This window comes from Massilia sp. Masssp94 (assembly GCF_059491305.1).
On the sequence record NZ_CP168501.1, the window covers coordinates 2,275,637 to 2,298,513 of the forward strand.

At 63.8% G+C, this 22,877-nt stretch carries 20 protein-coding genes; 9 read left to right on the forward strand and 11 right to left on the reverse strand.

From position 1 onward, the window contains the following. Positions 1-41 precede the first annotated feature (41 nt). Both ACEN9G_RS10000 and ACEN9G_RS10005 read right to left on the reverse strand, forming a co-directional pair. On the reverse strand, positions 42-464 hold the full coding sequence (locus ACEN9G_RS10000) for an HIT family protein (RefSeq protein ID WP_413339697.1): 423 nt from the start codon (positions 462-464) through the stop codon (positions 42-44). Then, on the reverse strand, positions 461-4,468 hold the full coding sequence (locus ACEN9G_RS10005; protein ID WP_413339695.1) for a DUF3683 domain-containing protein: 4,008 nt from the start codon (positions 4,466-4,468) through the stop codon (positions 461-463). Before ACEN9G_RS10005 ends, ACEN9G_RS10000 begins: the two co-directional genes overlap by 4 nt. Positions 4,469-4,918: 450 nt before the next feature. On the opposite strand from ACEN9G_RS10005, the gene ACEN9G_RS10010 reads away from it, so the two are divergent. Genes ACEN9G_RS10010 through ACEN9G_RS10020 form a run of 3 tightly spaced genes read left to right on the forward strand, consistent with a single transcriptional unit; the run spans position 4,919 to position 7,903 of the window. Next, entirely contained in the window at positions 4,919-7,105 is a 2,187-nt protein-coding gene (locus ACEN9G_RS10010) for a type VI secretion system Vgr family protein (RefSeq protein WP_413339693.1), read from the forward strand. A gap of 22 nt (positions 7,106-7,127) precedes the next feature. Further along, positions 7,128-7,580: a hypothetical protein gene (locus ACEN9G_RS10015; protein ID WP_413339691.1), complete on the forward strand. Its 453-nt coding sequence runs from the start codon at positions 7,128-7,130 to the stop codon at positions 7,578-7,580. Positions 7,581-7,624: 44 nt separating this feature from the next. Next, positions 7,625-7,903, forward strand: coding sequence for a PAAR domain-containing protein (locus ACEN9G_RS10020; protein WP_413339689.1), 279 nt, complete (start codon positions 7,625-7,627; stop codon positions 7,901-7,903). 87 nt (positions 7,904-7,990) lie between these two features. Here the strand turns inward: ACEN9G_RS10020 and ACEN9G_RS10025 are convergent, their stop codons facing one another. Beyond that, positions 7,991-8,494 (reverse strand): YqaA family protein, encoded by a 504-nt coding sequence (locus tag ACEN9G_RS10025; RefSeq protein WP_413339687.1) that lies wholly within the window; start codon positions 8,492-8,494, stop codon positions 7,991-7,993. A gap of 179 nt (positions 8,495-8,673) precedes the next feature. Between ACEN9G_RS10025 and ilvA the strand changes: the two genes are divergently transcribed. The 5 genes from ilvA to rapZ all read left to right on the forward strand — a co-directional run bounded on the left by ilvA (position 8,674) and on the right by rapZ (position 14,063). Then, positions 8,674-10,206 carry a threonine ammonia-lyase, biosynthetic gene (ilvA, locus tag ACEN9G_RS10030; protein WP_413339685.1) on the forward strand — a complete coding sequence of 511 codons (1,533 nt, stop codon included), beginning with the start codon at positions 8,674-8,676 and terminating at the stop codon, positions 10,204-10,206. A gap of 176 nt (positions 10,207-10,382) precedes the next feature. Next, positions 10,383-11,213 carry an NADPH-dependent 7-cyano-7-deazaguanine reductase QueF gene (queF, locus tag ACEN9G_RS10035; RefSeq protein WP_413337879.1) on the forward strand — a complete coding sequence of 277 codons (831 nt, stop codon included), beginning with the start codon at positions 10,383-10,385 and terminating at the stop codon, positions 11,211-11,213. 335 nt (positions 11,214-11,548) lie between these two features. Then, the gene (locus tag ACEN9G_RS10040; RefSeq protein WP_259448148.1) at positions 11,549-12,031 is read left to right on the forward strand and encodes a PTS sugar transporter subunit IIA; all 483 of its coding nucleotides are present in this window, start codon (positions 11,549-11,551) and stop codon (positions 12,029-12,031) included. A 16-nt stretch (positions 12,032-12,047) separates the two neighbouring features. Further along, positions 12,048-12,983 (forward strand): HPr(Ser) kinase/phosphatase, encoded by a 936-nt coding sequence (hprK, locus tag ACEN9G_RS10045; protein ID WP_036238906.1) that lies wholly within the window; start codon positions 12,048-12,050, stop codon positions 12,981-12,983. Between the two features lie 216 nt (positions 12,984-13,199). Continuing rightward, the gene (gene rapZ, locus ACEN9G_RS10050) at positions 13,200-14,063 is read left to right on the forward strand and encodes an RNase adapter RapZ (protein ID WP_413337882.1); all 864 of its coding nucleotides are present in this window, start codon (positions 13,200-13,202) and stop codon (positions 14,061-14,063) included. An 82-nt stretch (positions 14,064-14,145) separates the two neighbouring features. Here the strand turns inward: rapZ and ACEN9G_RS10055 are convergent, their stop codons facing one another. The 8 genes from ACEN9G_RS10055 to ACEN9G_RS10090 form a co-directional block, all read right to left on the reverse strand. Further along, positions 14,146-15,222 (reverse strand): enoyl-CoA hydratase/isomerase family protein, encoded by a 1,077-nt coding sequence (locus ACEN9G_RS10055; protein WP_413337884.1) that lies wholly within the window; start codon positions 15,220-15,222, stop codon positions 14,146-14,148. Positions 15,223-15,325: 103 nt separating this feature from the next. Beyond that, positions 15,326-15,685 (reverse strand): ribosome hibernation-promoting factor, HPF/YfiA family, encoded by a 360-nt coding sequence (gene hpf, locus ACEN9G_RS10060; protein ID WP_036238902.1) that lies wholly within the window; start codon positions 15,683-15,685, stop codon positions 15,326-15,328. Between the two features lie 63 nt (positions 15,686-15,748). Beyond that, positions 15,749-17,254 carry an RNA polymerase factor sigma-54 gene (locus tag ACEN9G_RS10065; RefSeq protein WP_413337886.1) on the reverse strand — a complete coding sequence of 502 codons (1,506 nt, stop codon included), beginning with the start codon at positions 17,252-17,254 and terminating at the stop codon, positions 15,749-15,751. Between the two features lie 2 nt (positions 17,255-17,256). Further along, a complete protein-coding gene (gene lptB / locus ACEN9G_RS10070; RefSeq protein ID WP_413337888.1) occupies positions 17,257-18,033 on the reverse strand; it encodes an LPS export ABC transporter ATP-binding protein in 777 nt (258 codons plus the stop codon). A 14-nt stretch (positions 18,034-18,047) separates the two neighbouring features. Next, positions 18,048-18,617 carry a lipopolysaccharide transport periplasmic protein LptA gene (lptA, locus tag ACEN9G_RS10075; RefSeq protein ID WP_413337890.1) on the reverse strand — a complete coding sequence of 190 codons (570 nt, stop codon included), beginning with the start codon at positions 18,615-18,617 and terminating at the stop codon, positions 18,048-18,050. 13 nt (positions 18,618-18,630) lie between these two features. After that, positions 18,631-19,242 carry an LPS export ABC transporter periplasmic protein LptC gene (lptC, locus tag ACEN9G_RS10080; RefSeq protein ID WP_413337892.1) on the reverse strand — a complete coding sequence of 204 codons (612 nt, stop codon included), beginning with the start codon at positions 19,240-19,242 and terminating at the stop codon, positions 18,631-18,633. Positions 19,243-19,249: 7 nt separating this feature from the next. Beyond that, complete coding sequence (locus tag ACEN9G_RS10085; RefSeq protein ID WP_413337894.1) at positions 19,250-19,783, reverse strand: KdsC family phosphatase; 534 nt, start codon at positions 19,781-19,783, stop codon at positions 19,250-19,252. Continuing rightward, positions 19,783-20,805, reverse strand: coding sequence for a KpsF/GutQ family sugar-phosphate isomerase (locus ACEN9G_RS10090; RefSeq protein WP_413337896.1), 1,023 nt, complete (start codon positions 20,803-20,805; stop codon positions 19,783-19,785). The genes ACEN9G_RS10085 and ACEN9G_RS10090 overlap by 1 nt, the downstream gene beginning before the upstream one ends. An 85-nt stretch (positions 20,806-20,890) precedes the next feature. On the opposite strand from ACEN9G_RS10090, the gene ACEN9G_RS10095 reads away from it, so the two are divergent. Beyond that, positions 20,891-22,873 carry a monovalent cation:proton antiporter family protein gene (locus tag ACEN9G_RS10095; RefSeq protein ID WP_413337898.1) on the forward strand — a complete coding sequence of 661 codons (1,983 nt, stop codon included), beginning with the start codon at positions 20,891-20,893 and terminating at the stop codon, positions 22,871-22,873. Positions 22,874-22,877: the final 4 nt, after the last annotated feature.

Sequence of the window (22,877 nt, forward strand, 5' to 3'; positions counted from 1 at the left end):
TATGGATTCCCGCCTGCGCGGGAATGACGACGGTGGATATTTTAGCGGTCGGTGAACCGGCGTGCGATCGCCTCCGCCAGCTGCGGCACCAGCGCCCGGCGCGCGACGAGCACCGCCTCGTCCGTCGTGCGCTGCGCCTGCGCCCACACGGGCGCGGGGAAGTGCGCGTCGTCGGCGTAGCGCGGGATCACGTGCCAGTGCAGGTGCGGCACCACGTTGCCGAGGCTCGCCACGTTGACTTTCAGCGGCTGCATCACCTCGCGCACGGCGAGTTCGAGCTTGTACACGGCATCGTTCAGCAGCAGGCGATCCGCATCCGCGAGGTCGCTCACTTCGCGCACGTGGTCTTTCCAGATCACGCGCGCGAAGCCGGGGTAGTTGGCATCGTCGACGAGGATGACGGCGAACTTGTCGTTATCGACGACAGTCGGCACGGCCAGTTCGCACAACTCGCAACCCATCATACAAGCACCCGCTCGATGCCGCCGTTGTTGGCGTTGGCCACGTAGTTCGGCATCCAGTTCTCGCCCAGCAGGTGGCGCGCCATCTCGACGACGATGTAGTCGGCCGTGGTGCCCGAATCGTCGTTGTAGCGGTTCAGGCCCTGCAGGCAGGACGGGCAGCTCGTCAGGATCTTGACGTCGCCGCTGAAGCCGTCGGCGCGCAGCTTGTCGGCGCCCTTCACCATTTCCTGCTCCTTGCGGAAGCGGACCTGGGTCGAGATGTCCGGACGGCTCACGGCGAACGTGCCCGACTCGCCGCAGCAGCGGTCGTTCTTCTCGATCTTGACGTTGTCGACGGTCTGCACGAGCGCGTTCACGGTCTTCGTCGAATCGCCCAGCTTCATCGGGTTGTGGCACGGTTCGTGGTACATGTAGCGCATCCCCGTCACGCCTTCGAGCTTGACGCCCTTCTCCAGCAGGTACTCGTGGATGTCCATGATGCGGCAGCCCGGGAAGATCTTCTCGAACTCGTAGGTCGCGAGCTGGTCGTAGCAGGTGCCGCACGAGACGAGGACCGTCTTGATGTCGAGGTAGTTCAGCGTGTTGGCCATGCGGTGGAACAGCACGCGGTTATCCGTCATCATCTTGTCGGCCTTGTCGTACTGGCCGGCGCCGCGCTGCGGATAGCCGCAGCACAGATAGCCCGGCGGCAGCACGGTCTGCACGCCCACTTCCCACAGCATCGCCTGCGTGGCCAGGCCCACCTGCGAGAACAGGCGCTCGGAACCGCAGCCCGGGAAGTAGAACACGGCTTCCGTATCGGCGTTGGTGACCTTCGGATTGCGGATGATCGGGATGACCTTGTCGTCCTCGATGTCCAGCAGCGCGCGCGCCGTCTTCTTCGGCAGGTTGCCCGGCATCTTCTTGTTCACGAAGTGGATCACCTGCTCGCGGATCGGCGCCTTGCCGGTCGTCGGAGGCGGTGCCTTCGTCTGCTCCTTCGCCACGGCCTTCAGCACACTGCTGCCCAGGCGCTGCGCCTTGAAGCCCAGGTCGACCATCGCCTTGCGCGTCGCGTTGATCGTCGTCGGGTCGGTCGCGTTCAGGAAGAACATGGCCGCGCGGTGGGCCGGCTTGAAGCTGCGCTTGTCCATCTTGCGCAGCAGGTTACGCATGTTCATCGAGACGTCGCCGAAGTCGATGTTGACCGGGCACGGCGTCACGCACTTGTGGCACACGGTGCAGTGGTCGGACACGTCCTCGAATTCTTCCCAGTGGCGGATCGACACGCCGCGGCGCGTCTGCTCTTCGTACAGGAACGCTTCGATCAGCGCGGACGTCGCGAGGATCTTGTCGCGCGGCGAGTACAGCAAATTCGATTGCGGCACGTGCGTCGTGCACACGGGCTTGCACTTGCCGCAGCGCAGGCAGTCCTTGACGCTGTTCGCGATCTCGCCGATGTCGCTCTGCTGCATGATCAGCGATTCGTGGCCCATCAGGCCGAACGACGGCGTGTACGCGTTGCGCAGGTCGGCGTATGCGGTGTCGCTGTTCAGGAGCTTGCCCTTGTTGAAGCGGCCTTCCGGGTCCACGCGCTGCTTGTAGTCGCGGAAGTCGCGGATCTCGTCTTCGGTGAGGAATTCCAGCTTCGTGATGCCGATGCCGTGCTCGCCCGAAATGACGCCGTCCAGCGAACGCGCCAGCTTCATGATGCGCTCGACCGCCTTGTGCGCGTCCTGCAGCATCGCGTAGTCGTCCGAGTTCACGGGCAGGTTCGTGTGCACGTTGCCGTCGCCGGCATGCATGTGCAGCGCGACGAACACGCGCGAACGCAGCACGCGCTTGTGGATCGCGGTGGCTTCGGCAAGGATCGGCTCATAGGCCGCACCGTTGAAGATCTGGCGCAGCGGCGCGCGGATCTCCTGCTTCCACGAGACGCGCACCGTGTGGTCCTGCACGACGTCGAACAGCACGGCGCCCGGCTGCTGCGCGAGGCGCGCCTGGAACGTGCCGGCGAGACCGTCGAGGCCGACGTCGGCGAGCTTGTCGAGCACGTCGCCCAGCGGCTGATCGAGGTTCGCCGTGATCCAGGTCCAGCGCGCCGCGACGCGGCCCAGCAGCTCGTCGGCCTGCTGTGGACGGTCGCCCAGGATCTCTTCCTTCGACACGCCTTCGCCCGTCGCGTCGTCCGCCTTCGTCACTTCCAGGTTCCCGGCCGTGAAATAGGCGTGCAGTTCCTCGACGAGCTGCAGCTTGTTCTTGATCGACAGCTCGACGTTGATGCGCTCGATGCCGTCGGTGTACTCGCCCATGCGGTTCAGCGGAATCACGACGTCCTCGTTGATCTTGAAGGCGTTCGTGTGGCGCGCGATGGCGGCCGTACGCGAGCGGTCGAGCCAGAATTTTTTACGGGCTTCCGGGCTGACGGCGATGAAGCCCTCGCCCACGCGCGTGTTCGCGAGACGCACGACTTCCGACGTGGCCAGCGCGACGGCGTTCTCGTCGTCGCCGACGATGTCGCCGAACAGCGCCATCTTCGGCAGGGTGCCGCGCTTCGATTTCGTCGCATAGCCGACGGCGCGCAGGTAGCGCTCGTCCAGGTGTTCCAGGCCCGCGAGGCGCAGGCTGGCGAATTCCGGCTTGCCGCTCTTCGGCAGGCTGTCGAGGTAATCCTTGATCTCGACGATCGACGGGATCGCGTCGCGCGCCTGGCCGAAGAATTCCAGCGCGACGGTGCGCGTGTACTTCGGCATCTTGTGCAGGATCCAGCGGCTTGAGGTGATCAGGCCATCGGTGCCCTCTTTCTGGATGCCCGGCAGGCCCGCGAGGAATTTGTCGGTGACGTCCTTGCCGAGGCCTTCCTTGCGGAAGCGGCGGCCTTCGATGGCCAGCGTCTCCGTGCGGAACGGCTGGCCTTTCGGCGCGCCCTTCTCGGACGGGTGCGTCCATTCGAGCTTGAACGTGGCGACCGGGGCATCGTGGATCTTGCCCAGGTTGTGGTCGACGCGCGTGACGTCGAGCCAGTCGCCGTTCGGGTCGACCATGCGCCACGACGCGAGATTGTCCAGCGCGGTGCCCCACAGGACGGCCTTCTTGCCGCCCGCGTTCATCGCGATGTTCCCGCCGATGCACGAGGCGTGCGCGGACGTCGGGTCGACGGCGAACACGAAGCCGGCCTTCTCGGCCGCCTGCGACACGCGCTGCGTGACGACGCCGGCACCTGTGAAGATGGTCGCGTACTCGCGGTCGACGCCCGGCAGGCGCGTCATCTCGACCTCGCCCATCTGCAGCAGCTTTTCCGTGTTGATCACGGCCGACATCGGCGACAGCGGAATCGCACCGCCCGTGTAGCCGGTGCCGCCGCCGCGCGGAATGATGGTCAGCCCGAGTTCGATACAGCCTTTCACGAGGCCGGCCATCTCGTCTTCCGAGTCCGGCAGCAGGACGAGGAACGGGTATTCGACGCGCCAGTCGGTGGCATCCGTCACGTGCGACGTGCGGTGCATGCCGTCGAAGCGGATGTTGCGCTTGTCGGTGTAGCGGCCCAGCACGGCCTTGGCGCGCTTGCGCAGGTCGTAGGTGTCGGCGAATTCGCGGCCGAAGTCGTCGACGGCCTTGCGCGCGGCGACGAGCAGCTGCTCGACGGCGGCGCTGCGGCGCGCGGCCGTGGCGGGGTCGGACTCGCCGGCATCGACCGTCAGGCGGCGCTTGTCGACTTCCGCCAGGCGGTGATGCAGCGCTTCGATCAGCTTGGCGCGGCGCTTCGGGTTGTCCAGCAGGTCGTCCTGCAGGTACGGATTGCGGCGCACGACCCAGATGTCGCCCAGGACTTCGTACAGCATGCGGGCCGAGCGCCCGGTCTGGCGGGCACCGCGCAATTCATCCAGCAACTGCCACGATGACTCGCCCAGCAGCCGGATCACGATCTCGCGATCGGAGAACGACGTGTAGTTATAAGGGATTTCGCGCAGCCGGATGGGCGCGTTTTCTTCGAGCAGGGCGTGGATATTGGCAGGAGCGTTCATGGGGAGATCGACTGTCGTACTGACGCGTAGGACTCTCTATTCTAGCTTATTGCGATGCACCACGCTGGGGAAGGAATATTTTTTGCAACGGCGAAAAAGCAGAAACGGGCGGAAAACGACGCTTTCGCGCAAATTTGTTTTGGTTGAACGCAAGATTTTCCGGCGAAAGCTCGGCATCGTGGTCGCGAGGGCATCTTATCCACGTCGACTTAACCTTGGTGCCATATGTATTTGTACGAAGCACCTCACTGCACCTGGGCTACATCAATTCCAGAAATTTTCAGGGCGACATGGCTTCGGCATAGGGGGACGAATCAATTGCGTTCGTTGCCTACGGGGCACAAGAGGCCCAGCGAATCCACTTTTGCTTCTTATCAACATCATTCAAGCTCTGTTGGTTACCTTGGCCGATGGAAAATCTGATACCAGATAACCGATCGGAGGTAATACATGGATAGGAGTCAAGCGATCGCGGGCGCTGCGCTGTCGGTATTCGGTCTCGGCGCGCAACACGACCGCCTGATGCGCCTGGAATTCCCCCGGGGCGACGGGCCTGATCCCATTCTCTTGCCGAACCGGATGTCGGCACGCGAAGAAGTGTCCCGCTGCTTCCGTGTCGAGGTCGAGCTCCTGTCCGATGACGCCCGAATTCCCTTGAAGGCGATGATGGCCAGGATGGTGACGATTTCCATCGTGCGCGAAGACGGCTCGCTGCGCTACTTCAACGGCTACGTCACCGAATTCCAATTCATGCGCACTGACGGCGGTTTCGCGTTTTATCGCCTGGTGCTCGAGCCCTGGCTGGCCTTTACGAGGCTGCGCAAGGACAACGTGTCGTTCCACGGCAAGAGCGTCATCGAATTGACCGAACTGACGTTTGCCCGTTACCGCCAGGCCGACTGGCATGCGGCCATCGTCGGCGACTATCCGCGCAAGACCTGCGCCAACCAGTACGACGAGACCGACTACAACCACCTGCACCGCCGTTGGGAAGATCTCGGGCTGCACTACTGGTATGAGCATCGGGCGGACGGGCATACGCTCTGGCTCAGCGACAAAAGCACGCTCGCGCAACCCATCGATCCGTCCGGGATCGACGATTCAGGAGAGATTCCGTTCCGCGACAAGGCCGGTTCGCTCGAAGACGACGGCATTCGCGATTGGAGCCCTGCGCGACGCATCGGTTCCGGCCAGACGACCCTGGCCAGCTTCGATTACAAGAATCCGATCGTGCAGCGGTCGACCGCCGAGTCACTGAATGATCAGGGCGACGTCTTTCCGTACGAGATCTACGAAAGCACGGGATCGTACGGGTTTCGCACCCACGACGACGGCGAAAAACTCGCGCAGCAGCGCATGGGCGAGCGCGATGCGAATACCCAGTATTTCGAAGCGCGCGGCAACGATCGTACCGCCCAGCCCGGCCGATGCTTCAAGCTCGGCGGCCATTTCAGCGCCGAGCTGCAAGCGCCGAAGTGGGGTGAAGCGCCTCACCCCAGTATCGCTAACCGTGACTATCTGATCCTTTCGGTCGACCACGAAGCCAGCAACAACTACCAGGCCGGGCCGGGTGCGCCGTCACATTACGAGAATTCGTTCCGGTGCGTACGCAAGGATATCCAGTGGCGTCCAGGCCGCCACTACAACAGCAAGCCCTGCACTTATCCCGGCATTCAGACGGCGATCGTGGCCGGGCCTGACGGTTCGGAAATCCATACCGATGGCTACGGGCGCGTCAAAGTCCAGTTTCATTGGGACAGGCTGGGCAATTACGACGAGAACAGTTCGCCTTGGCTCCGTGTCATGTCGCCAGGGACTGGCGGCGAATTCGGGAATATTCGCTTGCCTCGGGTTGGTGAGGAAGTGGCGGTGGTCTATCTTGACGGGAACATTGATCATCCTGTGATTCTTGGGGCGCTGTACAACTTCACGCATATGCCGCCTTGGCAGTTGCCTGAGCAGCAGGCTTTGAGCGGGTTGCGGAGCCGGGAGCTGCAAGCCGAAGAAGGCAGTGGGCGAGGTAATCATCTGATACTGGACGATACTGCAGGCAGAATCCAGGCGCAGTTGAAAAGCGATCATCAATGCAGCCAACTCTCGCTCGGACATATCACTCGCATCGACGACACTCGCGGACGCAAGGATGCGCGCGGTGAAGGATGGGAACTACGAACTGATGGACACGGCGTTGCCCGCGCGGCAAAGGGCATGCTGATTACCACTGAAGCTCGACAGGGCGCGCACGGGGCGATCAAGGACGTCGAAGAAACCTCTCGGCGCCTCAGTCTCGCTGTAGAGCAGCATCGAATTTTGGGCGAGATTGCGCAAAAAAATGGCACCCAAGATATCAGCAGCAACCAGGAGGACGTCGCTCTTTCACTCCAGACGCAGAACGACGCGATTACCGGCCCCTCCTCGGCAAATAGTGGCTTTCCTGAGCTGACGGAGCCACATCTGGTGCTGGCGAGGCCTTCAGGAATTGCAACAACTACTGCAGGCGACAGCCACATTGCCAGCGAGCGCCATACGGCCATCACAACCGGGAAAGAACCGACGGAGGAACTGGACTCACACGGCCACCGAAAAAAAAAGGTTTGTCGTGAGGATTCCCTCTTGGCAAATTTCCGCTCCCCTTGATAAACAGAGGCCAGGTGCTTAAATGAATAAACTATATACTTTGTTTTGCGTAACGATCCTTGGTTCGAGCATAGCGCACGCTGAAGTGCGGGTGGAGGAATCGTGCTGGACCCATGCGGCACGAGGTGGTTCTGACAAGCAGATTCAATTTGTTCTGAAGGCCTATAAGGATACGGATCTAGACAGGGAGGTTGGCGCGGTCGTGCAATATGTGGGATCGAAGGGCATAATCTCACTGGTGTTCACGAATTTCGTGAGAACGGATATGGAGGACGATCCAGATGCCGGAAATTACGAACTCACCCGAGTTGAGGTAATCGGCGGGAAGATTGGTGGCGAGTATGTTTTTGCTCAGGTCGGCTCCGGGATCAGGCAAGGCAAGATGGTTACGTATAGAAAATCCAAAACTGCAAAACCAATAAATTTCTACCATTCTTCCGATGGCGATGGAAGGTGTGGATTTAAGGTGAACTGAGCCTATTTCTTGAATTCACAATCTAACCTGCCGATTAAATTACCATGCCGCTCAAGATTATTGTAGTCGGAGACTCGACTGATCACGGCGGCAAGGTGATCAGTGGCTCGCCATCGCACGATGTCGACGGCAAGCCTATCGCGCGGCTGGGCGACCAAGTAGATTGCCCACAGTGCTACCCGGGCGGCAAACCACATGGGATCAACAAGATCATTACCGCCCATGCCACCTTATCCGTTGGTGGTATTGCCGTAGCCGTTGAAGGCTGCGTCAGCGAATGCGGGTGCAAGTTGATCGGCTCCCGGCGTGCCAGCGTCGAATGAAGGACGCCGCGTAGTTCGCCTCGGCGATTAAATCCGATCACGGTCACATGCCAACCGGCATAGACCATCCGCACACAACAGCCGCGTCTATCCAAATACCCGGCTCGTCATCTCCCCAAGCCACTTCCACCACCCGTCCGGCACGTACAGCAGCGTGACCGTCATGAACACATAGCGCCCGAACTTGCCGATCGCCATATAGATCACGCTGGGCCAGAACGGCAGGTGCAGCCAGCCCGCCAGGGTGCACAGCGGATCGCCGATGCCCGGCACCCAGGACAGCAGCATCGTCTTCGCGCCGTAGCGTTTGAGCCAGTGGAACCAGCGCGACGAGCGTTCCTTCGCGAAGGCGACCTTGGCGCGGTAGCCGATCCAGTAGTCGACGATGCCGCCCAGCGTGTTGCCCAGCGTGGCGACGAGGACGGTGGGCCAGAACATCGCGGGATTCGCTTTCACCACGGCGAACACGGCGGGCTCGGAGCCGAGCGGCAGCAGGGTCGCGGAGACGAAGGCGATGAGGAATACCGACGTGAGCCCGACAGTGGGCACGGCGAGGAATTTCAGCAGCCACAGGACGGCGGATTCGATCATCGGCAGGAAAGGTTGGACGGCGGAAGGATAAGTTGAGTACATTATAATGAGGAGCAACACCTCGCAACGACACGGTACGCCTGGCTCTACCAAGCCAGGCTGCCGCACTGCTCGCCTCGGTTACCCACCAAGCAGGACAGTCAGCGTCGCCCCGGAACCCGAACAGCCCCGCACCGATCATGACTACCGACTACCTCAAGAAAATCCTCACCGCGCGCGTCTACGACGTGGCCGTCGAAACCCCGCTGGAGTACGCCCCCAGCCTGTCGAAGCGCACCGACAACAAGATTTACCTGAAGCGCGAGGACATGCAGAGCGTGTTCAGCTTCAAGCTGCGCGGCGCCTACAACAAGATGGCCAACCTGTCGGAGTCGCAACTGAAACGCGGCGTGATTTGCGCGTCGGCCGGTAACCACGCACAGGGCGTCGCCATGTCGGCGGCGCGCCTGAACTGCCGCGCCGTGATCGTGATGCCGACCACCACGCCCAGCGTGAAAGTGGATGCGGTGCGCGCCTTCGGCGGCAGCAACGTGGAAGTCGTGCTGCACGGCGAGTCGTACACGGATGCGTTCAACCATGCGCAGATGCTGGAAAAGGAACAGAAGCTGGCGTTCGTGCACCCGTTCGACGATCCGGACGTCATCGCCGGCCAGGGCACGATCGGCGTCGAGATCCTGCGCCAGCATTCGGCGCCGATCCATGCGATCTTCCTCGCGATCGGCGGCGGTGGCCTGATCAGCGGCGTGGCCGCGTACGTAAAACAGATCCGCCCCGACATCAAGATCATCGGCGTGCAGACGAACGATTCGGACGCGATGGCGCGCAGCCTCAAGGCCGGCGAACGCGTGACCCTGCCGGACGTCGGCCTGTTCGCGGACGGCACCGCCGTGCGCCTGGTCGGTGCCGAGACCTTCCGCCTGTGCCAGGAACTGGTCGATGAAATCATCATCGTCGACAACGACGCGCTGTGCGCCGCCATCAAGGACGTGTTCACCGACACGCGCAGCATCGTCGAACCGTCCGGCGCGCTGGCCATTGCGGGCGCGAAGGCCTACGTGGAACGTTCGCAGATGTCGAAGAATCCGGTGCGCGGCGAGACGCTCGTCGCCGTCGCGTGCGGCGCCAACATGAATTTCGACCGCCTGCGCTTCGTCGCCGAGCGCGCCGAACTGGGCGAGGCGCGCGAAGCCGTGTTCGCCGTGACGATCCCCGAGCAGCGCGGCAGTTTTAAACGCTTCTGCGCGCTGATCGGCCCGCGCAACGTCACCGAATTCAACTACCGCATCAGCGACGAGCGCGAGGCGCACGTCTTTGTCGGCGTGCAGATCGGCAGCCGCAGCGAGTCGGGCACCGTCGCGCGCACGTTCGAGGAACACGGTTTCCGCACCCTCGACCTCACGCACGACGAACTGGCCAAGCAGCACGTGCGCCACCTCGTCGGCGGCAAGAGCGGGCTCGCGCACGACGAGCTGCTGTACCGCTTCGAATTCCCGGAACGTCCGGGCGCGCTGATGCGCTTCCTGGACACCCTGGCGCCGAACTGGAACATTTCGCTGTTCCACTACCGGAACCAGGGCGGCGACGTGGGCCGCATCCTCGTCGGCCTGCAAGTGCCGTCGGGCGAGATGGACGAGTTCCGCGAGTTCCTCGCGACGCTCGGTTATCGCCACTGGGACGAGAGCGCGAATCCGGTTTACAAGCTGTTCCTGTGATGACTCGTGGGCTCGTGATTGATGCCGATGGCATCAATCACGGGCCCACGACCGTACGCCCTCGAAACGCATCCATTGACGGTGCGCGCAACGATCGCCGGAAAGGTGTACGATACGCCGCTTTGCCGCCGCCGGACCGGCATCGTCACGCATGTGGCCGGCTTCGAGTACACACCATGACCAATACCCCTGATCAATCGCCTCTTGGCAAAAACTCGGCCTACCAGACCGAATACGCGCCGGAGCTGCTGTTTCCCATCCCGCGCCAGCAAAAGCGCGACGAACTCGGCCTGGCGGGCACGCTGCCCTTCTTCGGCGTCGACATCTGGAATGCCTATGAATTGTCGTGGCTGAACATGCGCGGCAAGCCGCAGGTCGCCATCGCGACCTTCACGGTGCCGGCCGATTCGCCCAACATCGTCGAATCGAAATCCTTCAAGCTGTACCTGAATTCGTTCAACCAGACCCGGCTGGCCAACACGGACGCCCTGCTGGCCCTGCTGCGCGAAGACCTGTCGAATGCGGTCGGCGCGCCCGTGCACGCGGCGCTAACGCTGCCCGAAGAGTTCGACAAGCTCAAAATGGGCGAGCTGGACGGCCTCCTGATCGACCGCCTCGACGTCGAGATCGACAATTACAGTCCGTCGCCGGAACTCCTCAAGGCCAACCACGAGGAAGCCGCGGTCGAGGAAACCCTCGTGTCGCACCTGCTCAAATCGAACTGCCTCGTCACGGGCCAGCCCGACTGGGGCAGCGTGCAGATCCGCTACGTCGGTCCGCAAATCGACCAGGAAAGCCTGCTGCGCTACCTGATCGGTTTCCGCGAGCACAACGAATTCCACGAGCAATGTGTCGAGCGCATCTTCACGGACATCCTGCGCCAGTGCAAGCCGAACAAGCTGGCGGTCTATGCCCGCTATACCCGGCGCGGCGGCCTGGACATCAATCCGTGGCGCGCCAATTTCAGCACCGCCAAACCGCCGAATTTGCGTGCCGCGCGCCAATGAACAATGCGGATGGGTGATTTTTGATCGTTCGTCCCCATCTACAGTGTACGTTTCCGGCGACATCCTTCACGAGGTTTCCGGATGTGTAAAACGGCAACTCAGCGCTAGAAAAATCGGCAAAAGAGGCCCCGGGAAGATGTTTCATGCGTGAAACCCGGGATTTCGTGGCGGAAATTGCGCTCGCCGGAACGCCGGGTACGGGGTCTTTACGCAAAGGTTTGCGGCAGGGATCACACAGGCGTCGAACGGCGTGCAAAATCGAATTACACGGCCATAAAACAGGCCTATAATTCCCGCTCGCAAGCACCCAGGGTGCACCGCAATAGAAGCGTGTTATGACTAATCTAAGCAAAATCCTCTCGCTCGAGAACGTGCAGCTGGACATCGAAGTGTCGAGCAAGAAGCGCGCCTTCGAGCAGGCCGGCCTGATCTTCGAGAACAACTGCGGCATCGCCCGCTCCACCGTGTCGGACAACCTGTTCGCGCGCGAGCGTCTCGGGTCCACCGGACTCGGTCATGGCGTCGCCGTGCCGCACGGTCGCATCAAGGGCAGCAAAAGCCTCAAATCGCCGCTGGCCGCGTTCGTGCGCCTGGCCGAGCCGATCCCGTTCGAATCGCCGGACGGCCAGCCGGTGAAACTGCTCTTTTTCCTGCTCATCCCGGACCACGTCACGCAACAGCACCTGGAAATCCTGTCGGAGATCGCGGAACTGTTTTCGGATGAGGCAATCCGCACGGCCTTGAGCACGGACACGGATCCGAAGTCCGTCTACGAACGCATCATCAACTGGCAACCGAGCCTGCAAGCCCTCGGCTGACCTTGCGAAAGCGACCATGCTGCAGACCCCGCTGACCATCCAACGGCTGTACGACGACAACCGCGACAGCCTGCAACTGGGCTGGTTCGCCGGATTTCCAGGCGGAGAACGCCAGATTTCCGGCGACGCCGTCTCCGCCGCGGACCAGGTCGGCCACCTGAACCTGATCCACCCGGGCCGCATGCAGGTGTTCGGTCACCAGGAACTGAATTACTACCAGCGCCTGAAATCCGGGTCGCGCAGCCACCTGATCGGCGAACTGATCGCGGGCGGTCCGCCGGCGCTGTTCATCGCGCAGGGTCTCGACACCCCGCCGGACATCCTCGCCATCTGCGACGAGCAGAACATCCCGCTGTTCTCGACGCCGCTGCCGGCCGCGCAGGTCATCGACTACCTGCGCGTGTATCTGTCGAAGAAGCTGGCGCAGCGCGTCATCATGCACGGCGTGTTCATGGACGTGCTGGGCGTCGGCGTGCTGATCACGGGCGACTCGGGCCTCGGCAAGAGCGAGCTGGGCCTGGAACTGATCTCGCGCTCGCATGGCCTCGTCGCCGACGACGCCGTCGAATTCTCGCGCATTGCCCCGAACATGATCGAGGGCCGCTGCCCGCCGCTGCTGCAGAACCTGCTCGAAGTGCGTGGCCTGGGCCTGCTGGACATCAAGGCGATCTTCGGCGAGACGGCGGTGCGCCGCAAGATGCGCCTCAAATTGATCGTCCACCTGGTCAAGCGGGGCGCGCTGGACGAGGAAGTCGAACGCCTGCCCTTCCACTTCCCCACCGAGGACGTGCTGGGCCTGCCGATCCGCAAAGTGGTCATTCCCGTCGCGGCCGGCCGCAACATCGCGGTGCTGCTGGAAGCCGCGGTGCGCAATACGATCCTGCAGCTGCGCGGGATCGATACGCTGCAGGAGTTCATGGAACGACAGCGACAAGCAATGAGCAGCGATTAGCGCTGCAGTGGAGTGCGGGCCAAGCATGGCCCGCCCGTTCCGCAGGCGCGGAGCGGTGCTCCGCGAAACCCCTGCTCCACCAGCGACAAGCAATGAGCAGCGACTGAGCATACGAAAGTTCAGTCCAGGAATCCGCTCCCCACGGCACTGTTGCAAATACCTCATCCATAAGCCTTGTGCGATGCGGCAAAGACTTGCCGATGCTATCATCGCGCCATGCGCATCCTACTCATCACCGGTATCTCGGGCTCCGGTAAATCCGTCGCCCTGAACGTCCTCGAAGACGCTGGCTACTATTGCGTCGACAACCTTCCCCCCGCCCTGCTGCCGGCGCTCGTCGGCAGCATCGAAGGCGACGAAACCAGACGCATCGCCGTCGCCGTCGACGCGCGCAGCGCGGAGTCGCTGGCCGAGCTGCCGACGACGGTCGCTGCGCTGCGGGAGGAAGGCCACCAGGTGAAGGTGATCTTCCTGACGGCCAGCACGCACTCGCTCGTCGCCCGTTTTTCCGAGACGCGCCGCAGCCACCCGCTGTCGCACGAACTGCGTCCGGGCGAGAACCCGGCGTCGCGCCGCACGCTGATCGAATGCATTTCGGAAGAACGCGACCGGCTGGGGCAGATCGAGAAGATGGGCCACGTGATCGACACGTCCGAACTGTCGGCCAACAAGCTGCGCGCATGGATCAAGGAACTGGCCGAGGTCGCCTACGCGCCGCTGACGCTGTATTTCGAATCGTTCGCATTCAAGCGCGGCGTGCCGCTCGATGCCGACTTCGTGTTCGACGTGCGCGCCGTGCCGAATCCGTATTACGACCTCACCTTGCGCCCGCTGAACGGCAGGGACGCGCCCGTGATCGCCTTCCTCGACGCCCAGCCGCAGGCGGCCGAGCTGCTGTCCGACATCCGCGCGTTCATCGCCAAGTGGCTACCGTCGTTCAAGAAGGACAACCGCAGCTATCTCACCGTGGCCGTCGGTTGCACGGGCGGCCAGCACCGCTCCGTGTACATGGCGGAGCGGCTCGGCGCATATTTCAGCGACACGGAACGCGTCGTCGTGCGCCACCGCGAGCAGCCCTGATATGCCCTAGGCGTGGGCACCCGGTGCCCACCCAAGTACGCCGTCGAACGTCGTGCCGGCCCGGATTCGCAGCGAAGCGCGATCACAAATCGCGTAGCGGATGCGCGTGCCCGGGCCAGACGGGCGCGAAGAACCACGCGACCATCTCCGGCGTGACCGCATCGAGCGTGGGCGGATTCCACTGCGGCGCATTGTCCTTGTCGATCACGAGCGCGCGCACGCCTTCGAGCACTTCGCCGTGTTCGAACGTGCGGCGCACGAGCGAGCGCTCCATGCGCAGGCAGTCCGCGACGCCGAGCGCCGCGCCGCGCACGAGCATCTCGCGCGTCACGGACATCATCAGCGGCGAGCGCTGGCGCAGCGTGGCCAAGGTCTTTTGCGCGAACGGGCTCGCATCCGTCTCCAGCGACGCCATCACGGCCGCGACGGAGTCCGCGCCGAAGTGGCGGTCGATCGCGTCGCGCTGCGCTTCCAGTTCGCTCGCGCCGGCCGGGAACGGCGCGGCGAACGCGCGGATCGCGGCGGGCAGTTCCGCGCCCGGCGTCGTCTCGATCAACGCGCGCAGCGCATCCAGCTGCGCGCCCGGCACGAACACGTCGGCCAGGCCGACGTAGATCGCATCGGCCGCGCCGATCGTCACGCCCGTCACGCCGAGATAGTGGCCGAGGCGGCCCGGCGCGTGCGACAGGAAGTGGCTGCCGCCCACGTCCGGGAACAGGCCGATGTTCACTTCGGGCATGGCGATCTTCGAGCGCTCCGTCACGATGCGCAGGCCGCAATCCGGCCCGCCCTGCGCGATGCCCATCCCGCCGCCCATCACGACGCCATCCATCAGCGCAATGTACGGCTTCGGATAAAAGTGGATCAGGTGGTTGAGCGCGTATTCCTCGGTGAAGAAATCTTCCAGCAGCGGGCTGCCGGTCTGCGGCGTGGCGCGGCCGGCCTCGTGGAAAAAGCGGATGTCGCCGCCGGCGCACAAGGCCTTTTCGCTGCTGCTTCCGATGACGACGGCGTCGATCGATGCATCGTCGCGCCAGGCGAGCAGCGTGGCGGTGAGCGTGCGGACCATGTCCAGCGACAGCGAGTTCAGCGCCTTCGGGCGGTCCAGGGTGACGATGCCGCTGCGGTTGGCAACCCGCGTCAGAACGTGTGCAGTCATGTCTCGTTGTTATTGAAATAATCAGAGCAGCATTGTAGCGCCCATAAAAACTAAAAGGGCGCCGATGCGCCCTTTACTCCTTGGTGCTACTGCACGCGTGGCATTACGCCGCGGCGGGCTCCTCCTCCCCACCTTCGGACATGCGCTTGATACACGCGTTGTCATGATCCTTGAGCATTTGCTTGTACTTGACGACCTGGCGGTCCAGGCGGTCCATCAGCATGTCGATCGCGGCGTATAGATCGTGCGCGGCACTGGCGACATGGACGATCTTGCCCGCGAGGCGCAGGTTGATCTCGGCTTTCTGGCGTTTTTCTTTCTCGGTGAGATTGTCGATGCAGAGGATGACGTGTGAGTCGATCACTTGATCGAAATGACGGGTGATGCGTTCGAGCTTGTTCTGTACGTATTCTCGGATGGCTGGAGTTACATCGAGATGATGTCCGCTGATTGTGAGATTCATACACACTCCTTTGAAGATGCACTGCCTGCCGTGCGCGCATCGTGCGCAATGGGACAGTGTTTGTTACAAGGATTTGCGGAGACTGACGGGCGGGATTTTCAGCGCCTCACGGTATTTTGCGACCGTGCGTCGCGCGATGACCATTCCCTGTTCCCCTAGCATCTCCGCGATCTTGCTATCGGATAATGGATTCTTGGGGTCTTCTGCTCCTGTGAGTTGTACGATGAGGGCCCGTATTGCCGTCGACGATGCTTCGCCTCCCGCTTCGGTGGCAACGTGACTCCCGAAGAAATACTTCAACTCGAACATGCCGTGCGGGGTCAGCATATATTTCTGAGTTGTGACTCGAGAAATTGTGCTCTCGTGTAGACCTAGTGTATCAGCTATCTCACGTAAAACAAGGGGCCGCATCGCGACTGCGCCATGGGAAAAAAAGTTGCGCTGGCGATCGACAATTGCCTGGGCTACACGCAGGATCGTGTCGAAGCGCTGGCGCATGTTCTTGATGAGCCACTTGGCTTCCTGCAACTGCGCGTTCATCTGCGTTTCCGATTTGCCCTGCTTCATCAGCGACGCGTACAGGCTGTTCACGCGCAGGCGCGGCATCACTTCCGGATTCAGTTGCACGCTCCAGCCATCCTTGGCGCGGCGCACGATCACGTCGGGCACGACGAAGTCCGACACGTCCGACGCGAACGCCGCGCCCGGATGCGGATTGCACTGGCGGATGACGGCCTGGGCTTCGCGCAGGTCTTCGTCGTCGCAATCGAGCGCCTTCTTCAGCTTGTTGAATTCGCGCTGCGCGAACCACGTCAGGTATTTCTCGACGATGACGAGCGCCATGCGCCGCGTCACCATCGGCACGCCGGGCATGCGGCGGATCTGCAGCGCCAGGCACTCGGCCGCGCTGCGCGCGCCCACGCCCGGCGGGTCCATGCTCTGCACCATGGCGAGCGCCGTGCGCAATTCGTCGAACTCGATCTCCAGTTCTTCCGGCAGGCGCGCATGGATGTCTTCCAGCGGTTCTTCCAGGTAGCCGTTGTCGTCGAGCGCATCGACGACGAGTTCCACGAGCGCGCAGTCGCGCGCCGCGCAGCACGTCAGGCGCACCTGCTCCATCAAATGCTCGCGCAGCGTGACGGGGCTCGCTTCCAGCTGCGGGCGGCCGTCCTCGTCCTCGCCGCCGCTGCCGCTGCCGCTGCGGCCGTATTCGCCCCAGTCCTCGCCGCCTTCGCCGCCGCTTTCTCCGCTGTCGCCGCCGGCGTCACCGCCTTCGCCATTGCCGCTCTCGGCGGGCGCACTGCCGCCTTCGTCGCCATTGCCCTGCGCGGCCGGCGCCTCGCCCGCCTGTGACGAGGACGGCGCGCTGTTGATAGCGCCGTCGGCCAGCAACCGTACGGAGCGGTCGAGCGGATCGTCGAGCCGTTCGAGCAGCGGGTTCTCGCTCAGGACCTGCTCGATTTCCTGGTGCAGCTCGAGCGTGGACAACTGCAGCAGGCGGATCGATTGCTGCAGTTGCGGCGTCAGTGCAAGGTGCTGTGAGGTCTTGAGTTGCAGCGTCTGTTTCATGACTACATTCGGAAGTGTTCGCCCAGGTAGACGCGGCGCACCGATTCGTTGGCGATGATGTCGTCGGGACGGCCCGATGCCAGCACCGCGCCCTGGTTGATGATGTAGGCGCGGTCGCAGATGCCCAGCGTCTCGCGCACATTATGGTCCGTGATCAGCACGCCGATGCCGCGCTCCTTCAGGAAGCGCACGATGCGTTGGATCTCGATCACGGCGATTGGATCCACGCCGGCGAACGGTTCGTCCAGCAGCACGAAGCGCGGATTGGTCGCGAGCGCGCGCGCGATCTCCACCCGGCGGCGTTCACCACCGGACAGCGACAGCGCCGGGCTCTCGCGCAGCTTCTCGATCTGCAGCTCGGCCAGCAGCTCGTCGAGACGTTCGGTGATGCGCGCCTTGGTGAGCGACTTGCCGTTCTCGCGCTGCAATTCCAGCACCGCGCGGATGTTCTCTTCCACCGTCAGCTTGCGGAACACGGACGCTTCCTGCGGCAGGTACGACAGTCCGAGCAGCGCGCGCCGGTGGATCGGCAGGCCCGTGATGTCGGTGCCGTTGATGTCGATGCTGCCGGCGTCCGACGGCACGAGGCCCACGATCATGTAGAACGAGGTCGTCTTGCCTGCGCCGTTCGGGCCCAGCAGGCCGACCACTTCGCCGCACGCCACCTGCAACGACACGTCGCGTACGACCAGCCGCTTGCCGTAGCTCTTCTGCAGTCCCTTGACGACGAGGGTGCTGCCGCCGCATTCGGCCGGCGCGGCCTGCGTGCCTGCTTCCATTGCGCTTGCCTCCGTCATTGCTTGCCTGCCGGAGCGGGAGCGGCGCCGGCTGCAGGGGCGCGGCGCGGCTGCAGCGTGATGCTGCCGCGGCCATTGCCCGGCTTGTCCGTGCCGTTGGCGTCGTTCAGGCCGAGCAGCTTCTCGTTGCGGTTGTCGTAGGAGATGAATTCGCTGGCCATCTCCTGCGTGACCTTCTTGCCCTCGAGCTGGCGGATGACGGCCTTCGAGAACAGCTTCACGATGTCGTTGCGTTCGTCGTATTCGATGCGCTGGGCCTGGCCCTCGCCCCACAGGTCCGGGCCGCCGTCGCGCTTCTGGCGGAAGGTCGCGAGCTTGCCGGGATTGGCCGTGAGGATGAAGGTGCGCCAACCGTCCGGCGATTCCTTGACCTCGGCGCGGTCGGACTTCAGGATCATGGTGCCGCGCGTGATGACCACGTTGCCGGTGGCGACGTAGTTCTGCGTGACCTGGTCGACGTTGGCGTTGTCGAACGCGATGTCGACGGGCTTGAGCGCGTCCGCCTTCTCGGCCGAGGCAGCCAGCGGCACCAGCAGGAAGATGGCGGCGGCGAGTATTTTTTTCATTCGATAGTCCTTTTTAGTGACTTGCGCGCGACTGGCGTGGCGGATAGGTGACCTTGCCGCGGCCACCCAGCGCGATCTGCTGCGTGGCGTTGTTGGCGACCATGCCCACCGCGTCGACCGATGCGGCGCCGAGCGTCATGTGGATCGGCTTGTCGGTCTTCGCGATCTCGTCGTCCGGCAGGATCGTCAGGACCTCGGTGCGGATCCGCATCGGCTCCGCACCCGGGGCGGCCGGACGCCGGATGTCGACATTGCCCGTCAGGTCGATCTGGTTCTGGTTCTGGCTCACGAGCGCGCTGTTGGCCGTCATCGTCATCGGCGGATGCTCGTCGGTGAGGCTCTGCACGACCGGCTTGTCCACGAGCGCCGTGTTGTCGACGGGGCGGTGCGTGAGGCGCTCTCCCGAGATCACGTAGCGCGGCTTGCCGGCCTCCGACATGCGGACCCAGCTGAAGTTGTCGACGATGTAGTCCGGCTCGTTGCCCGCGTTGAAGCCCGGCCCGTTCTCCCCGCCCTGCATCACCTGCACGAGCCAGAAGCTGCCGAACGCGCAGAACACGGCGAACAGCATCAGGAGCAGCAGGCGCCAGCGGTGCGCGGTACGCTTGTAGCTTGCGGGAGCCATATCTCTCTTATCCGAAGTAAGGCGCGAGCGCCTGTTCGTAGGTGCCCTGGGCGCGCATCACCATATCGCACACTTCGCGCACGGCGCCGCGGCCGCCCGGGTTCTTCGTCACGTAATGGGCGCGGTGCTGCACTTCCGGATGCCCGCTCGGCACCGTCACCGCAAAGCCCACGCGCGAGAGCAGCGGCAGGTCGATCACGTCGTCGCCGATGTAGCCGCACGCCTCCGCCGTCACGCCGGTTTTATCCAGCAGCTCGGCGAACGCGAGGCGCTTGTCGTGCTGGCCCTGGAACACGTGCGTGATCCCGAGGTCGCTTGCGCGCTTGATGACGATGGGCGACGTGCGTGCGCTGATGATCGCCGTCTGCACGCCGGTGCGATTCAGCAGCTGGATGCCGAGACCGTCCAGCACGTAGAACGTCTTCGTGACTTCGCCGTCCGGGCCGTACGTCAGGCTGCCGTCGGTGAGGACGCCGTCCACGTCGAAGATCATGACTTTGACGCGCGCCGCGCGCTCCATGTGTGCCAGCGGAGTCACCATCAGATCACCTTGGCGCGCGTGAGGTCGTGGATGTGCAATGCGCCCACCAGCACGCCGTCCGCATCCGTGACGAGCATCTGGTTGATGCGGAATTCTTCCATCACGGCGACGGCATCCACCGCCAGCTGTTCCGGATGCACGCGGCGCGGGTTCGGGTGCATGACGTCGCGGATCGCGAGCTTGCTGAAATCCTGGACCTTTTCGATCAGGCGGCGCAGGTCGCCGTCCGTGAACACGCCGACGGGGCGGCCGGCATCGTCGACGATGGCCGTCATGCCCATGCCCTTGTGCGAGATTTCCAGCAGCGCGTCCGTGAGGAGCGCGTCCGGTTTCACCGTCGGCACTGCGGCGCCGCTGCGCATCACGTCGCGCACGTGCGTGAGCAGGCGGCGGCCGAGCGCGCCGCCCGGATGCGAGCGTGCGAAATCGTCCGGTTTGAAGCCGCGCAGCTCGAGCAGCGCGACGGCGAGCGCATCGCCCAGCGCGAGGGTCGCGGTGGTGCTCGCGGTCGGCGCCAGGTTAAGCGGGCAGGCTTCCTTCTCGACGGCCACGTCCAGGTGCACGTCCGCCGCCAGGGCCAGGCTCGACTCCGGCTTGCCGGTCATCGCGATCACGGGCACGTTCATGCGTTTGACGGCCGGGATCACGATGGCCAGTTCGCTGCTTTCGCCGGAATACGAGATGGCGATCAATACGTCCTGCGAGGTCACCATGCCGAGGTCGCCGTGCGCGGCCTCGCCCGGGTGCAGGAACAACGCCGGGGTGCCGGTGGAGGCCAGGGTCGCCGCGATCTTGCGGCCGATGTGGCCCGACTTGCCCATGCCCGACACGACGACGCGGCCCTTGCACGCCATCATCAGCGCGACGGCGCGCGGCACGCTGTCGTCGCGGTCGAGGCGCGCGGACAGCTTGCGGATCGCCTCGCCTTCGACATCCAGCGCCTCGCGGGCCAGATCCAGCGCGCGCCGTGCCTGGGCCTCGTTAAAACTTGTCAGCATTATTTTTTCATCGGTTACACTCATAGGCAAAGTATATCCGAATTGGGAAAGCAAAAAACTTGCCAGACATAACAAACAACATATTTACGGGACCTCGCCGTCGCGCTCCATGACCTCAGGCCTCGAACTCACCCTCCTGTTGCTGGGCAGCGCAGTCCTCGGCGTCGTCGCGTTCCGGATGCTGCACCTGCCGCCGATGCTGGGCTATCTCGCCGTCGGCGTGCTGATCGGCCCCCACGCGCTGAACCTCGCCGACAACGGCACCACGACGCAGGCCCTGGCCGAATTCGGCGTCGTCTTCCTCATGTTCTCCATCGGGCTGGAATTCTCGCTGGCCCAGCTGCGCGCCATGCGCCGCATCGTGTTCGGGCTCGGGCTCGCGCAGGTCGTGCTGACCATCGTCGTGACGGTACTGGCGTCGCTGTGGACGCGCTACCTGCCCCCGTCGATGCAGATCGGCTGGCAGGCCGCGCTGGCGCTCGGCGGGGCGCTGGCGATGTCGTCGACGGCCATCGTCTCGAAACTGCTGACGGAACGGCTGGAGCTGGAAAGCGAGCACGGACGCCGCATCATCGGCATCCTGCTGTTCCAGGATCTCGCCGTCGTGCCGCTGCTGATCCTGATCCCGTCGCTGGCGAAACCGGCCGAGGAACTCGCGATGACGCTCGCGTGGGCCGGCATCAAGGCCGCCGCCGTGCTGGCGCTGCTGCTGTTCTTCGGCCAGAAGCTGATGCGCAAGTGGTTCAACATCGTCGTCAAGCGCCGCTCGCAGGAACTGTTCATGCTGAACCTGCTGCTCGTGACGCTGGGCGCGGCCGCGATCACGGAACACGCCGGCCTGTCGATGGCGCTGGGCGCGTTCGTGGCGGGCATGCTGATCTCCGAGACGCCCTATAAACACCAGGTGGAGGAGGACATCAAGCCGTTCCGCGACGTGCTGCTGGGCCTCTTCTTCATCACCATCGGCATGCTGTTGAACGTGCAGCTCGTGCTCGCGAACTGGTGGGTCGTCCTGCTCCTGCTGGCCGTGCCCGTGCTGCTGAAATTCGCGCTGATCGCGCTGCTGGCCAAGGCGTTCGGTTCGACCGACGGCGTCGCGATGCGCACGGGCCTCGCGCTCGCGCAGGCCGGCGAATTCGGCTTCGTGCTGCTGAGCCTCGCCTCGGGTTCGCACCTGATCGCGCCGTTCGTGATCCAGCTCGTGCTCGCGTCGATGGTGCTGTCGATGCTGGTCGCCCCGTTCGTCATTGCGAACATGGACAAGCTCGTGATGAAGGTGGCGACCAACGAATGGATGCTGCAGTCGCTGCAGCTGACGCAGATCGCGAGCCGTACGATGGCCACGCAGAAGCACGTGATCATCGCCGGCTTCGGCCGCAGCGGCCAGTCGCTGGCCACCCTGCTGTCGGAAGAAAAGCTGCCGTGGTACGCGCTCGACCTCGACCCCGAGCGGGTGCAGGAAGCGCGCACGGCCGGCATCAACGTCTCATACGGCGACTGCACGCGCCGTGAAGCGCTGATCGCGGCCGGTATCAACCGCGCCAGCGCCCTCGTGATCACGTTCGCGGACACGCGCCTCGCGGTGAAAGTGCTGCACCTCGTGACCGAGCTGGCGCCAAAGCTGCCCGTGATCGTGCGCGCCCACGACGACACGGAACTCGACGTGCTGAAACGGGCCGGCGCCACCGAGGTCGTGCCGGAAGCGCTGGAATCGAGCCTGATGCTGGCCTCGCACGCGCTGGTCGTGATGGGCGTGCCGCTGCGCCGCGTGGTGCACCGCGTGCAGGCCGCGCGCGACGAGCGCTACGCCTCGCTGCGCGGCTTCTTCCACGGCGCCAGCGACATCGCGGACGGCACGGAACACAACTACGTGCGCCTGCATTCGGTGACCCTGCGCGACGACACCGGCGCCGTCGGGCGCTGCATCGCGGAGCTGGAACTGGACGAAGTGGGGGCCGAAGTCACGGCCGTGCGGCGCGGGATCGACCGTATCGAGCCGACGCCGGAGACGGAATTGCGGGCGGGGGATGTGGTGGTATTAAGAGGAACCGGAAACGCGGTAACCCGAGCGGAAGGCCGATTGCTGCGGTAATTGC